Source organism: Streptomyces humidus (assembly GCF_014649655.1).
GTDB lineage: Bacteria > Actinomycetota > Actinomycetes > Streptomycetales > Streptomycetaceae > Streptomyces > Streptomyces humidus.
Map to the genome: position 1 here is coordinate 79,851 of NZ_BMTL01000017.1, position 13,205 is coordinate 93,055.

Consider the following 13,205-nt stretch of genomic DNA (forward strand, 5'->3'; position numbering starts at 1 on the left):
GACCGGAGAAGCGGCCGGAACTCATCGCGGGAAGAGCGGGAGCGCGTTCGGCGGGACCCGTGAGGCCGCCGCACGCGCTCCCGTGGCGAGGTCCGCCGGGGCGGGACGTCAGATGCCGGCCGCCGCCGACAGGTCCCGCTTGATCGAGGCGAGGAGGGCGTCCGCCCGGCCGCGCGCGGCCGGCAGGTCGTCGTGGGCCGGGACCGGGATCACGACCTCCAGGTAGCACTTCAGCTTCGGCTCCGTGCCGCTGGGGCGGACGACGACCCGGGCGCCGTCGAGCGTGTAGCGCAGGCCGTCGGTGGGCGGCAGCGTGTCCGTGCCCCGTGTGAGGTCCTCGGCCCGGGTCACGGCCAGGCCCGCCAGCGAGGTCGGGGGCTGTGCGCGCAGCCGCTCCATCGCGCGGGCGATGACCGTGAGGTCCTCCACCCGCACGGACAACTGGTCGGTGGCGTGCAGGCCGTGCTCCACGGCGAGGTCGTCGAGGAGGTCCAGCAGGGTGCGGCCCTGTTCCTTGAGCTCCGAGGCGAGTTCGGTGACCAGCAGGGCGGCGGTGATGCCGTCCTTGTCGCGCACGCCCTCGGGGTCCACGCAGTAGCCGAGGGCCTCCTCGTAGCCGTAGCGCAGGCCGTCGACGCGGGCGATCCACTTGAAGCCGGTGAGGGTCTCCTCGTAGGGCAGGCCCGCCTTCTCGGCGATCCGGCCGAGCAGGGAGGAGGAGACGATCGACTCGGCGAGGACGCCCCGAGCTCCCCGCCGGACGAGGTGCGCGGCGAGCAGCGAGCCGACCTCGTCGCCGCGCAGCATGCGCCAGTCGCCCGCGTACGGGACGGCCACGGCGCAGCGGTCGGCGTCCGGGTCGTTGGCGATGACCAGGTCGGGGGCGCAGGCGCGGGCCGCGGCGAAGGCGAGGTCCATCGCGCCGGGCTCTTCCGGGTTGGGGAAGGCCACGGTCGGGAAGTCCGGGTCGGGCTCGGCCTGCTCGGCGACGAGGACCGGCGCCGGGAAGCCCGCCCGGGCGAAGGCGGCGAGCAGGACGTCCTTGCCGACGCCGTGCATCGCGGTGTAGACGGTGCGGGCCGTGCGGGGGGAGTCCGCGGCGAGGACGGCGTCGGTGCGGGCCAGGTAGGCGTCGAGGACGGAGTCGTCGAGGATCTGCCAGCCGTCGTCGGGCCGGGGCACGTCGGCCAGGCCGCGCACGGCGTCGATCTCCGCGGCGATCTCGGCGTCGGCGGGCGGCACGATCTGCGACCCGTCGCCCAGGTACACCTTGTAGCCGTTGTCGCGCGGCGGGTTGTGGCTGGCCGTGACCTCGACCCCGGCGACCGCGCCCAGGCGCCTTATGGCGAACGCCAGGACGGGGGTGGGCAGCGGGCGGGGCAGGACGGCCGCGCGCAGCCCGGCGCCCGTCATGACCGCGGCGGTGTCGCGGGCGAAGTCGGCGGACTTGTGGCGGGCGTCGTAGCCGATGACGACGAGACCGCCCTCCTGGCCCTTGCCCTTGAGGTAGGCGGCGAGACCGGCGGCGGCGCGGATGACGACCGAGCGGTTCATCCGCATGGGGCCGGCCCCCAGCTCGCCGCGCAGCCCGGCGGTGCCGAACTGGAGGGTGCCGGCGAAGCGTTCGGCGAGCCCGGCGACGTCGCCGGCCTCGATGAGCCCGGCCAGCTCGGCGCGGGTCTGCGGGTCGGGGTCGTCGGCGAGCCAGGACCGGGCGCGGGTGAGGAGATCGTCGTGCACGGGGGTCAACCTCCGGTTGCGTGGGGAGGCCGGCTGTCCGCCGGCTCGGGCCGGCGTCATCCGGACGGGCTTGGGTCCCCCTGGGGGGAGTGTGAGGACGAGGCCTGTTCGGAGCCGGGGCGACGACTCCGGGTCGGGGCGGGTCGGGGGCGGGACTCCGGGACGGGGCGGGGCTCAGAGGCCGGACGGGCCGGGGCGGGAATCCTGGACCGGTCGTCCGGGCGTCTCCGCGGGGCGCGCGACGCCTCGCGCGGCGCACCGCCGAGCGGTCGGATCCCCCGGGTTCGCCCGGCACACGGGCGATCCTGCGCCCTGCGGTGCGCCGCGCCGGCCGTCGCGCGGATCCCACGCGGATCGCCGGACGCCCTTCAGGGCCCCGGCGGCCGCGCTCAGATGCGGCCGAGCACCTGCGCCAGCAGCGCGCCCATGCGCGTCGCGCTGTCGCGGCCCGCCTGGAGGACCTCCTCGTGGTTCAGCGGCTCGCCGGTCATGCCGGCGGCGAGGTTGGTCACGAGGGAGATGCCGAGCACCTCGGCGCCCGCCTCACGCGCGGCGATGGCCTCCAGCACCGTCGACATGCCCACCAGGTCCGCCCCGATGGTGCGGGCCATGCGGATCTCGGCCGGCGTCTCGTAGTGCGGGCCGGGGAACTGGGCGTAGACGCCCTCCTCCAGCGTGGCGTCGATCTCCTTGCACAGGGCGCGCAGCCGCGGCGAGTAGAGGTCCGTCAGGTCGACGAAGTTCGCGCCGACGACCGGGGAGGTCGCCGTGAGGTTGATGTGGTCGCTGATCAGCACCGGCTGGCCGGGACGCATCCCGACGCGCAGGCCGCCGCAGCCGTTGGTCAGCACGATCGTCTTGCAGCCGGCCGCCACCGCGGTGCGGACGCCGTGGGCGACGGCGGCGACGCCGCGGCCCTCGTAGTAGTGGGTGCGGCCCAGGAAGACCAGCGCCCGCTTCGCGTCCGTCCGGTACGAGCGGATCTTGCCGCCGTGGCCCTCGACCGCGGGCGGCGGGAAGCCGGGCAGCTCGGTGACCGGGAACTCTGCGTCGGGGGCGCCGAGGGCGTCCACGGCCGGAGCCCAGCCGGAGCCCATCACGAGGGCGACGTCGTGGGTCTCGGCGCCGGTCAGTTCGCGCAGGCGCGCGGCGGCGGCGTCGGCGGCGGCGTGCGGGTCGCCTTGGATGTCGTCCGGGAGGAGAGATGCGTTCACGCGACTGAGGGTAGCCTCTTCCGGCCTACGCGCGTAGATGCCGAAGCCGACGGGATGGCGATCGTTGTCTTGTCGTTTCCGACGAGCACGGACCGCCGGGCGGCGGTCAGTCGTCCGTGATCAGCACGTCCTTGTCGTCGAAGGCCTCGACGATGAAGATCAACAGACGTCCGCGGCTGATCGTGTACTCCACGAGGACGTTCTGCGTGAGGCGGATCGTCCGGTCGTCACCGGTGGAGCTTATAGGCCGGGACACGGACAGGAACGGGTCCCGGGCCAGCAGGGCGATGCCCTTGTCGAACGCCGTGCGCTGCCGGTCGTCGAGCCGGTCGCGCGCCTCGGCGGCCTGCACCGTGTAGAAGACGTCGCACGTCGTGGGTGTCATGCCGTCTCCCGTTGCCGCGTCGATTCCTCGAGCGTAGGAGCCACGACTCTCAGCAGGGCCTCTTGCGCAGCTCCATCACGTAATCGTGCGGCGCCCCGGCCGATTCGGCCGCGTCCGCGACCTCGCCCAGGTACCGGGCCGACGGCAGCCCGCCCTCGTAGCCGTTGAGGACGAACATCCAGGCGGACTCCTCGCCCTCCAGCGTGTGCACCCGCACCCGGGCCCGCCGGTAGATGCCGAGGCCGACGCCCTCCCAGCGGTCCAGGGACTCCTCGTCCATGGGAGCGACGTCGTACAGCGCGACGAAGACCTGCGCGCCGGGGTCCTCAACGACCGTGGCCAGCGCCCCCTCCCAGCCCAGCTGCTCCCCGCCGAACGTCAGCCGCCAGCCGTTGAGCCAGCCGGTGGCGCGCAGCGGCGAGTGGGGAGCGCGGCGGGTCATCAGCCGCGCGTCGAGGTTGCCGGCGTACGCGGCGTAGAGCGACATGCAAGGAGAGTACGGCAGTCGGCGCGGGCGTCACTCTGGTCACAGTCCCGGCGTCCGCGGCCCCCCGGGGCGGTATCACCGCGGCCGGTGCGGGAGAATGGAACATGTGACTCGGATCGTGATCATCGGTGGCGGACCCGGCGGCTATGAGGCGGCCCTGGTGGCCGCGCAGCTCGGCGCGGAGGTGACCGTCGTCGACTGCGACGGTCTGGGCGGGGCGTCGGTGCTCACCGACTGCGTGCCGTCGAAGACCCTGATCGCCACGGCCGAGGTGATGACCACCTTCGACTCCTCGTACGAGGAGCTGGGCATCATCGTCGCCGACGACACCCCGCCGCTCGAACAGGCGGCCCGCGTCGTCGGGGTCGACCTCGGCAAGGTCAACCGGCGTGTGAAGCGGCTCGCGCTCGCCCAGTCGCACGACATCACCGCCTCCGTCACCCGGGCCGGCGCCCGCGTGCTGCGCGGCCGCGGCCGGCTGGAGGGCATGCAGGCCCTCGACGGCTCGCGCAAGGTCGTCGTCAGCGCCGCCGACGGCAGCGAGGAGACCCTCACCGCCGACGCCGTCCTGCTCGCCACCGGCGCCCACCCGCGCGAGCTGCCGGACGCGCAGCCCGACGGCGAGCGCATCCTGAACTGGACCCAGGTCTACGACCTCGCCGAGCTGCCCGAGGAGCTCATCGTGGTCGGCTCGGGCGTCACCGGCGCGGAGTTCGCCGGCGCCTACCAGGCCCTCGGCTCCAAGGTCACCCTCGTCTCGTCCCGCGACCGCGTGCTGCCCGGCGAGGACCCGGACGCCGCCGCCGTCCTGGAGGACGTCTTCCGCCGGCGCGGCATGAACGTCATGGCCCGCTCGCGCGCCGAGTCCGCCAAACGGGTCGGCGACCGGGTCGAGGTCACCCTGTCCGACGGCCGGGTCATCACCGGCTCGCACTGCCTGATGGCCGTCGGCGCCATCCCCAACAGCGAGGGGCTCGGGCTGGAGGAGGCGGGCGTCAGGGTCCGCGAGTCCGGGCACATCTGGACGGACAAGGTCAGCCGGACCACCGCCCCGGGCGTGTACGCCGCCGGGGACGTGACCGGGATCTTCGCCCTGGCCTCCGTCGCCGCCATGCAGGGCCGCATCGCCATGTACCACTTCCTCGGCGACGCGGTGGCCCCGCTCAACCTCAAGACCGTCTCCTCGAACGTCTTCACCGACCCGGAGATCGCCACCGTCGGCTACAGCCAGGCCGACGTGGACGGCGGGAAGATCGACGCCCGGGTCGTCAAGCTGCCGCTGCTGCGCAACCCGCGCGCCAAGATGCAGGGCATCCGCGACGGCTTCGTCAAGATCTTCTGCCGGCCCGGCACCGGGATCGTCGTCGGCGGTGTGGTCGTGGCGCCGCGCGCCTCGGAACTGATCCACCCCATCTCGATCGCGGTCGACAACAATCTGACGGTCGAACAGATCGCGAACGCCTTCACCGTGTACCCGTCGCTTTCCGGGTCGATCGCGGAGGTGGCGCGGCAGCTGCACACCCGGAAGGCGGCGGGCGAGGCCTGACGGCCGCCTTCCGGCGGCCGCCGGACTCTCCGCCGGTCATGGGGAGTTGACGGCCCGTGCGCATCCGCTCGCCGGTCCGCGCGGGAGGCGTGGGCAGCGGAGTTGCGCCTTATACCACCGCCCGTCCCTCTGTGCGAACAACTTCTACTATTCGGCGCAAAGAGCTGAAAGCAGACGGTCGTCCGCGTTACTGTCAGTTTCGTGTTCGCTGCAGAACGTCGTCAATTGATCCTCGAAATGGTGCGAGCCAATGGGGCCGTGTCGCTCCGTGAGCTCGCCCGCGTCGTCCAGACCTCCGAAGTGACCGTGCGGCGGGACGTGCGCGCACTGGAGGCAGAAGGACTCCTCGACCGCCGGCACGGCGGTGCGGTATTGCCGGGCGGGTTCACGCGAGAGTCCGGCTTTCCGCAGAAATCCCATCTCGCGACTGCCGAGAAGACCGCCATCGCGGACCTCGCCGCGGGCTTCGTCGAAGAGGGCGAGGCCATCGTGGTCGGGGCGGGCACCACGACACAGGAGCTGGCCCGCCGGCTCGCCCGGGTGCCCGGACTGACCGTCGTCACCAACTCCCTGCTGGTGGCACAGGCGTTGGCCCACGCCAACCGGGTCGAGGTCGTGATGACCGGCGGCACCCTGCGTGGCTCCAACTACGCCCTCGTGGGGAGCGGCGCCGAGCAGTCCCTGCAAGGGCTGCGGGTGTCGCGGGCCTTCCTCTCCGGGAGCGGGCTGACCGCCGAGCGCGGGCTGTCCACGTCCAACATGCTGTCGGCGTCCGTGGACCGGGCTCTGGTGCAGGCCGCCGCCGAGGTCGTGGTCCTCGCCGACCACACCAAGCTCGGCACCGACACCATGTTCCAGACGGTGCCCACGGACCTCGTCACCCGCCTGGTGACCGACGAGCCGCCCGCGCACGACGACCGGGCCACCACCGAACTGCAGGCCCTGGCGGACCAGGGGGTGCAGATCGCCGTGGCCGGGGCGTCGGGAAGCCAGGGGGGTGAAGCGGCCCCGGCGCGCCACCAGCAGCAGCGCCGGGACGTACCGCTGCCGGCCCCGCGCCGGGGCCAGGTCCCGGGCACTCCGGCAGGGCTGCGCTCGACCTCGATGATGGGCGAGCAGTCCCCCGGCGGGGAGCGGGCCAGGGTCGCGGACCTGCGCCGTCGCTGATCCCGGCGGTCGCCGACGTCGGTCGCCGACACCGCTTGCGCGACGCTGATCGCCGACGTCGGCCGTCGACGCCGTGCGTGGCTCCCGGGAGATTCGGGAGACCCGGGGGTGGCCCGGACCCCCGACACCCGTTCGGCCCTGAACGCGCCTCGTTCGCGAACGGCCCCGCAGGGGCCCCGGACGGGCCGGTGTCAGGGCCCCGAACGCGGCGAGGCGCCCGGGGGCCGGGCGCCTCGACACATTGGAGCGGTGGGGTCGGTCGGGGTCAGTCCTTGATCTCGCAGATCGCGGCACCCGAGGTGATGGACGCGCCGACCTCCGCCGCGAGACCCTTCACGGTGCCCGAGCGGTGGGCGTTGAGCGGCTGTTCCATCTTCATCGCCTCGAGGACGACGACGAGATCGCCCTCCTTGACCTCCTGGCCCTCCTCGACGGCCACCTTGACGATGGTGCCCTGCATCGGGGAGGCGAGGGTGTCGCCGGAGGCCACCGGGCCGGACTTCTTGGCCGCGCGGCGCTTGGGCTTGGCGCCCGCAGCGAGGCCGGTGCGGGCCAGCGACATGCCCAGCGAGGACGGGAGGGAGACCTCCAGGCGCTTGCCGCCGACCTCGACGACGATCGTCTCGCGGTCCGCCTCGTCCTCGGCCTCGGTGTCCGCCGGGGCGGCGAAGGGCGGGATCTCGTTGACGAACTCGGTCTCGATCCACCGGGTGTGGACCGTGAACGGGTCCTGGCCGCCGGTGAGTTCGGGGGCGAACGCCGGGTCCCTGACGACCGCGCGGTGGAACGGGATCGCCGTGGCCATGCCCTCGACCTGGAACTCCTCCAGGGCGCGGGCCGCCCGCTGCAGCGCCTGCTCACGGGTGGCGCCGGTGACGATCAGCTTGGCGAGGAGCGAGTCCCACGCCGGGCCGATGACCGAGCCGGACTCGACGCCGGCGTCCAGGCGCACGCCCGGACCGGAGGGGGCCTCGAAGCGGGTCACCGTGCCCGGGGCGGGCAGGAAGCCCCGGCCCGGGTCCTCGCCGTTGATGCGGAACTCGAAGGAATGCCCGCGCAGCTCCGGGTCGCCGTAGCCGAGTTCCTCGCCGTCGGCGATGCGGAACATCTCGCGCACCAGGTCGATGCCGGCGACCTCCTCGGTGACCGGGTGCTCGACCTGCAGACGGGTGTTGACCTCCAGGAAAGAGATCGTCCCGTCGAGGCCGACGAGGAACTCCACGGTGCCGGCGCCGACGTAGCCGGCCTCCTTCAGGATGGCCTTGGAGGAGGCGTACAGCTCGGCGACCTGCCCCTCGGACAGGAACGGCGCCGGGGCCTCCTCGACCAGCTTCTGGTGACGGCGCTGGAGGGAGCAGTCACGGGTGGACACGACGACCACGTTGCCGTGGCTGTCGGCCAGGCACTGCGTCTCCACGTGCCGCGGCTTGTCCAGGTAGCGCTCGACGAAGCACTCGCCCCGGCCGAAGGCGGCGACCGCCTCGCGGACGGCCGAGTCGTACAGCTCGGGCACCTCTTCGAGGGTGCGGGCGACCTTGAGGCCGCGCCCGCCGCCGCCGAAGGCGGCCTTGATCGCGATCGGCAGGCCGTGCTCCTCGGCGAACGCGACGACCTCGTCGGCGCCGGAGACCGGGTCGGGCGTGCCGGCGACCAGCGGCGCGCCGGCGCGCTGGGCGATGTGCCGGGCGGCGACCTTGTCACCGAGGTCGCGGATGGCCTGCGGGGGCGGGCCGATCCAGATCAGGCCGGCGTCCAGGACCGCCTGGGCGAACTCGGCGTTCTCCGAGAGAAAGCCGTAGCCGGGGTGGACGGCGTCGGCGCCGGACTCCCGCGCCGCGTTCAGCACCTTCTCGAAGTCGAGATAGCTGGTCGCCGGAGTGTCACCGCCCAGGGCGAACGCCTCATCCGCCGCGCGGACATGCAGAGCGTCCCGGTCCGGGTCGGCGTAGACGGCCACGCTCGCGATACCGGCATCCCGGCACGCCCGGGCCACGCGGACTGCGATTTCGCCACGGTTGGCGATGAGCACCTTGCGCACGATTGAGGCTCCCTCCTTGAAACAAGCCGAGTTTAGGGACTGCCGACACGGCTCTACGACCCGTCCCCAAAGGTGAGCTTGCCCACACGGAGCGTGATGTCAGGCTCACTCGACCGCGAAATCCCTTGTAGTACCGCCGTACGCAGCACTCCTGCGGGAAACCCTAGCCCTCCCGTGTGGTCAAGGTCTCTGTGAGAGCGTGCTGCGGCCCACTCCGTTTCTTTGTGGAGTCCCTACGAATGGCCCAATGATTCTTTGCCGCCCGCAGAACCCTTGTCCCGCCGTTTACCCGTTAGTAGCGTTCCGGGTGTCCCGAACGTACGTGAGGCGACAGCCAGCTTGCCCGGCCTCGCTGAGGTCCGGCTCGAAAGTGGGTGGGGACCGGTGGTACGCAGACCGGCGGCGTGGGCCGTGGCGATCGTGCTGTTCGCCGAGGCGATCGGCATCGCCGCGCTGAACTGGTTCATGGGCGTCGTGGTGGACCGTCAGGACATGTCCCTGGCCGGTCTGGACCCGGACGTCATGTCGACGTCCTCGAAGGCCGGCGGGATCGTCTTCGGCCTGTACTTCGCCCTGTGCGGCGTGGTCGCCCTGCTGGTGGCCCTGCGCGACCGCGCGCCCGCCGGCTTCGGCCGGGTCCTGCTGATCAGCGCGGCCGTCGTGCACGGCCTGCTGGGCGCCTTCGCGTGGGGACTGCTGGGCGTGCCGCAGTTCGTGTTCATGGTGGTCGTGCTCGCCCTGATCGTGCTGCTGCTGATGACGTACGACGCCCGGCAGCGGCCCGTCGCCCGGACGCCCGAGGGAGGCAAGGGCGGCGACGGCGGCTCGCCCGCCCCGCTCCCGCCCACCCCGCCCGAGCCGGTCACGCCTCCGGTTGCGCCCACAACTCCGTGATGCCGACGCCCAGTTGGGCCAGCAGCCGGCGCACGAGCGGCAGGCTGATGCCGATGACGTTGCCGTGGTCGCCGTCGATGCCGTCGATGAACGGGGCCGAGCGGCCGTCGAGGGTGAACGCCCCGGCGACATAGAGGGGCTCGCCCGAGGCGACGTAGGCCGCGACCTCTTCGTCGGTCGGCTCGCCGAAGCGCACGACGGTGGAGGCGGTCGCGGAGGCGTAACGCCCGCTGAGGGTGTCGTAGACGCAGTGCCCGGTCTGGAGCGTGCCGGCCCGCCCGCGCATCGCCTTCCAGCGCGCGGTGGCCTCCGCCGCGTCCGCGGGCTTGCCCAGGGCCTCGCCGTCCAGGTCGAGCACCGAGTCGCAGCCGATCACCAGCGCGCCCTTGGCGTCGGGGCGGGCGGCCACGACGGAGGCCTTGGCCTCGGCGAGCGCGAGCGCCAGCTCGGCCGGGGTCGGCGCGGTGACGGCGTCCTCGTCGACCCCGCTCACGATCACCTCGGGGGTGAGGCCCGCCTGCCGCAGCAGGTTCAGCCGGGCGGGGGACTGGGAGGCGAGGACGAGTCGGCGCATGCGGTCAGCCTAGCGGCGGGGCGGCCGTCATCTCACGCCCAGCACGATCATCGCCGTCACCATGGCCAGGGCGAGGAAGAAGCCGAGTCTCCGCAGGGTCTCCTGCATGTCGCGGAGTTCCTTCGGGGGCTCGTTCTCGGGGTCGGACCACAGCATGCCACCAGCGTGGGGCCTGTCCGGTGGGCGCTGCCTGAGTACCCGTACTCAAGTTGCGGCCCGCAGCCGTTCACCTGATCTTCGGCTGTTCGTCGACTGCGGGCCGTGGGGGAGACCGGCTCGGGCTAGCCCGGCCAGTAGGTGCGGGTCCAGGACGCCTGGCCCGGCGGAGGGAGGCGGCGGCCCGCGATCCTCGCCGGGTCGGACCACGCGTCCTTCGGGGGCTGCGCGCCGGACGGCTCCTCCACCGCCGCCGCGGCGCGCGCCCGGACCACCGCCAGGGCGGCGGCGAGCTCCTCGGGGGTCGGGTTGCCCCGTACGACCTTGATCGTCACAGCGGCTCCTTACAGGGGGATGTTGCCGTGCTTCTTCGGAGGCAGGGATTCCCGCTTGGTGCGCAGCTGACGCAGGCCGCGCACGATGTGCCGGCGCGTGTCGGACGGCATGATCACCGAGTCGACGTAGCCGCGCTCGGCCGCGACGTAGGGGTTGAGGAGGGTGTCCTCGTACTCCCGGATCAGCCGGGCGCGCACCGCGTCCAGATCCTCCCCGTTCGCCTCCGCCTCCGCGATCGTGCGGCGGTGCAGGATGTTGACCGCGCCCTGGGCGCCCATGACCGCGATCTGGGCGGTCGGCCAGGCCAGGTTGAGGTCGGCGCCCAGGTGCTTGGAGCCCATGACGTCGTACGCGCCGCCGAAGGCCTTGCGGGTGATGACGGTGATCAGCGGGACGGTGGCCTCGGCGTAGGCGTAGATCAGCTTGGCGCCGCGGCGGATGATGCCGTCGTGCTCCTGGTCGACGCCGGGCAGGAAGCCGGGCACGTCCACGAACGTGAGGACCGGGATGTTGAAGGCGTCGCAGGTGCGGACGAAGCGGGCCGCCTTCTCGGAGGCCGTGATGTCCAGACAGCCCGCGAACTGCATCGGCTGGTTGGCGACGATGCCCACCGGGTGGCCCTCGACGCGTCCGTAGCCGGTGAGGATGTTCGGCGCGAACAGCGCCTGCGTCTCGAAGAACTCGGCGTCGTCCAGGACGTGTTCGATCACCGTGTGCATGTCGTACGGCTGGTTGGCGCTGTCCGGGACGACGGAGTCCAGCTCCAGGTCCTCCGCGGTGACGGACAGGTCCGCCTCCTCGGGGAACACCGGGGCCTCGGAGAGGTTGTTGGACGGCAGGTACGACAGCAGCTGCTTGACGTACTCGACGGCGTCCTTCTCGTCGCCGGCCATGTGGTGGGCCACGCCCGACACCGAGTTGTGGGTGCGCGCGCCGCCCAGCTCCTCGAAGCCGACGTCCTCGCCGGTGACCGTCCTGATGACGTCCGGACCGGTGATGAACATGTGCGAGGTCTGGTCGACCATGACGGTGAAGTCGGTGATCGCGGGGGAGTAGACCGCGCCGCCCGCGCACGGGCCCACGACCAGGCTGATCTGCGGGATCACCCCGGACGCGTGCGTGTTGCGCCGGAAGATCTCCCCGTACGCGCCCAGCGAGGCCACACCCTCCTGGATGCGGGCGCCGCCGGAGTCGTTGATGCCGATGACCGGACAGCCCGTCTTGAGGGCGAAGTCCATCACCTTGACGATCTTCTGCCCGTAGACCTCGCCCAGCGCCCCGCCGAAGACGGTGAAGTCCTGGGAGAACACGGCGACCGGACGTCCGTCCACCGTGCCGTAGCCCGTGACGACGCCGTCCCCGTACGGACGGTTGTGCTCCAGGCCGAAGTCGGTGGAGCGGTGCCGGGCGAACTCGTCCAGCTCGACGAAGGAGTCCTCGTCGAGGAGGAGCTCGATGCGCTCACGGGCCGTCAACTTGCCCTTGGCGTGCTGCTTCTCGACGGCGCGTTCCGAACCGGCGTGCGTGGCTTCCTGGATGCGGCGCTGGAGATCCGCGAGCTTGCCCGCGGTGGTGTGGACGTCGATCCCTCGGGTCTGTTGGATCTCGTGGCGCTCTTCCGGCTCGGACATCGGGATCGCGGCTCCCTGCCTGCTCAAAAGGGGGGACGGTTACTCATCCGTAGAGTAGTGCTGCCCCTACGGATCGGCAGTGCGGCGTTCAACACACCTAGGGTGGCTTGCATGACACCGCGAGATGCAGCAGACGCAGGCGGCGGCCGGTGGTCCGATCTGGACCGTCCGCCTCTCGACGAGACGGCCCTGCGCCGGGGGCTGGTCCGGGAGGGCAGCCTGTGGTCGGGTCTGGACGTGGTGCAGCGCACCGGTTCCACCAACTCCGACCTGGTCGCGGCGGCGGGCTCGGGCCGGGCGGGCGAGGGCGCGGTGCTCGTCGCCGAGGAACAGACCACGGGCCGGGGCCGCCTGGACCGCCGGTGGACGGCGCCCCCGCGCTCCGGCCTGTTCTTCTCCGTGCTGCTCACCCCCGGCGAGGTGCCGGTGACCCGCTGGGGCTGGCTGCCGCTGCTCACCGGCGTCGCGGTGGCGACGGGACTTTCCCGGGCGGCCGGCGTAGACACGGCACTCAAGTGGCCCAACGATCTCCTGGTGACCGTCGGGGGAGAGGAACGCAAGGCCGGCGGCATCCTCGCGGAGCGGGCCGGCGAGAGCGCGGTGGTGGTGGGCGTCGGCGTCAACGTCTCGCTGCGCGCGGAGGAGCTCCCGGTGCCGCAGGCGGGCTCGCTGGCGCTGGCCGGGGCGGTGAGCACGGACCGGGACACCTTGCTGCGGAGCGTCCTGCGGTCGCTGGAGGACTGGTACGGGCGCTGGCGGGAGGCAGGCGGCGATCCGGTGGGAAGCGGCCTGCAGGAGACGTACGCGGCCGGGTGCGCCACGCTGGGACGAACGGTACGGGCCGAGTTGCCGGGCGACCGGTCGCTCGTGGGCGAGGCGGTCGCGGTCGACGGCGACGGACGGCTGGTGATCGCCACGGAAGAAGGGGTGCAGGAGCCGGTGGGCGCGGGTGACATCGTCCACCTGAGGCCGGCGTGAGGCGCCGCGGCCGCCGTGGCCGCCGAGGCCTTCGGGTCCCTGACCGTACGGCGCCCCCC

General features: G+C 72.6%; 13 protein-coding genes. 4 read left to right on the forward strand and 9 right to left on the reverse strand.

Features of this window, described 5'->3' with window-relative positions:
- Positions 1-108 precede the first annotated feature (108 nt).
- The 4 genes from IE239_RS20700 to IE239_RS20715 all read right to left on the reverse strand — a co-directional run bounded on the left by IE239_RS20700 (position 109) and on the right by IE239_RS20715 (position 3,826).
- The gene (locus tag IE239_RS20700) at positions 109-1,740 is read right to left on the reverse strand and encodes a phospho-sugar mutase (protein WP_190150833.1); all 1,632 of its coding nucleotides are present in this window, start codon (positions 1,738-1,740) and stop codon (positions 109-111) included.
- Positions 1,741-2,129: 389 nt separating this feature from the next.
- The gene (locus tag IE239_RS20705) at positions 2,130-2,954 is read right to left on the reverse strand and encodes a purine-nucleoside phosphorylase (RefSeq protein ID WP_190150834.1); all 825 of its coding nucleotides are present in this window, start codon (positions 2,952-2,954) and stop codon (positions 2,130-2,132) included.
- A gap of 106 nt (positions 2,955-3,060) precedes the next feature.
- A complete protein-coding gene (locus tag IE239_RS20710; protein WP_190150835.1) occupies positions 3,061-3,339 on the reverse strand; it encodes a hypothetical protein in 279 nt (92 codons plus the stop codon).
- Between the two features lie 49 nt (positions 3,340-3,388).
- Positions 3,389-3,826 (reverse strand): gamma-glutamylcyclotransferase family protein, encoded by a 438-nt coding sequence (locus IE239_RS20715; protein WP_190150836.1) that lies wholly within the window; start codon positions 3,824-3,826, stop codon positions 3,389-3,391.
- 97 nt (positions 3,827-3,923) lie between these two features.
- Between IE239_RS20715 and IE239_RS20720 the strand changes: the two genes are divergently transcribed.
- A complete protein-coding gene (locus IE239_RS20720) occupies positions 3,924-5,372 on the forward strand; it encodes an NAD(P)H-quinone dehydrogenase (RefSeq protein WP_190150837.1) in 1,449 nt (482 codons plus the stop codon).
- A gap of 201 nt (positions 5,373-5,573) precedes the next feature.
- On the forward strand, positions 5,574-6,539 hold the full coding sequence (locus IE239_RS20725; RefSeq protein ID WP_190150838.1) for a DeoR/GlpR family DNA-binding transcription regulator: 966 nt from the start codon (positions 5,574-5,576) through the stop codon (positions 6,537-6,539).
- A gap of 265 nt (positions 6,540-6,804) precedes the next feature.
- On the opposite strand, the gene IE239_RS20730 is transcribed toward IE239_RS20725, so the two are convergent.
- On the reverse strand, positions 6,805-8,577 hold the full coding sequence (locus IE239_RS20730) for an acetyl/propionyl/methylcrotonyl-CoA carboxylase subunit alpha (protein WP_190150839.1): 1,773 nt from the start codon (positions 8,575-8,577) through the stop codon (positions 6,805-6,807).
- A gap of 384 nt (positions 8,578-8,961) precedes the next feature.
- On the opposite strand from IE239_RS20730, the gene IE239_RS20735 reads away from it, so the two are divergent.
- A complete protein-coding gene (locus tag IE239_RS20735) occupies positions 8,962-9,471 on the forward strand; it encodes a hypothetical protein (RefSeq protein ID WP_190150840.1) in 510 nt (169 codons plus the stop codon).
- Here the strand turns inward: IE239_RS20735 and IE239_RS20740 are convergent.
- The 4 genes from IE239_RS20740 to IE239_RS20750 all read right to left on the reverse strand — a co-directional run bounded on the left by IE239_RS20740 (position 9,440) and on the right by IE239_RS20750 (position 12,168).
- Positions 9,440-10,045 (reverse strand): Maf family protein, encoded by a 606-nt coding sequence (locus tag IE239_RS20740; RefSeq protein ID WP_190150841.1) that lies wholly within the window; start codon positions 10,043-10,045, stop codon positions 9,440-9,442. The genes IE239_RS20735 and IE239_RS20740 overlap by 32 nt on opposite strands.
- Positions 10,046-10,072: 27 nt before the next feature.
- Positions 10,073-10,201 carry a morphogenic membrane protein MmpB gene (mmpB, locus tag IE239_RS42990; RefSeq protein ID WP_268254522.1) on the reverse strand — a complete coding sequence of 43 codons (129 nt, stop codon included), beginning with the start codon at positions 10,199-10,201 and terminating at the stop codon, positions 10,073-10,075.
- A 125-nt stretch (positions 10,202-10,326) separates the two neighbouring features.
- The gene (locus IE239_RS20745; RefSeq protein ID WP_190150842.1) at positions 10,327-10,536 is read right to left on the reverse strand and encodes an acyl-CoA carboxylase epsilon subunit; all 210 of its coding nucleotides are present in this window, start codon (positions 10,534-10,536) and stop codon (positions 10,327-10,329) included.
- Between the two features lie 9 nt (positions 10,537-10,545).
- On the reverse strand, positions 10,546-12,168 hold the full coding sequence (locus tag IE239_RS20750) for an acyl-CoA carboxylase subunit beta (RefSeq protein WP_190150843.1): 1,623 nt from the start codon (positions 12,166-12,168) through the stop codon (positions 10,546-10,548).
- Positions 12,169-12,279: 111 nt separating this feature from the next.
- Between IE239_RS20750 and IE239_RS20755 the strand changes: the two genes are divergently transcribed.
- Entirely contained in the window at positions 12,280-13,146 is an 867-nt protein-coding gene (locus tag IE239_RS20755) for a biotin--[acetyl-CoA-carboxylase] ligase (RefSeq protein WP_190150844.1), read from the forward strand.
- Positions 13,147-13,205: the final 59 nt, after the last annotated feature.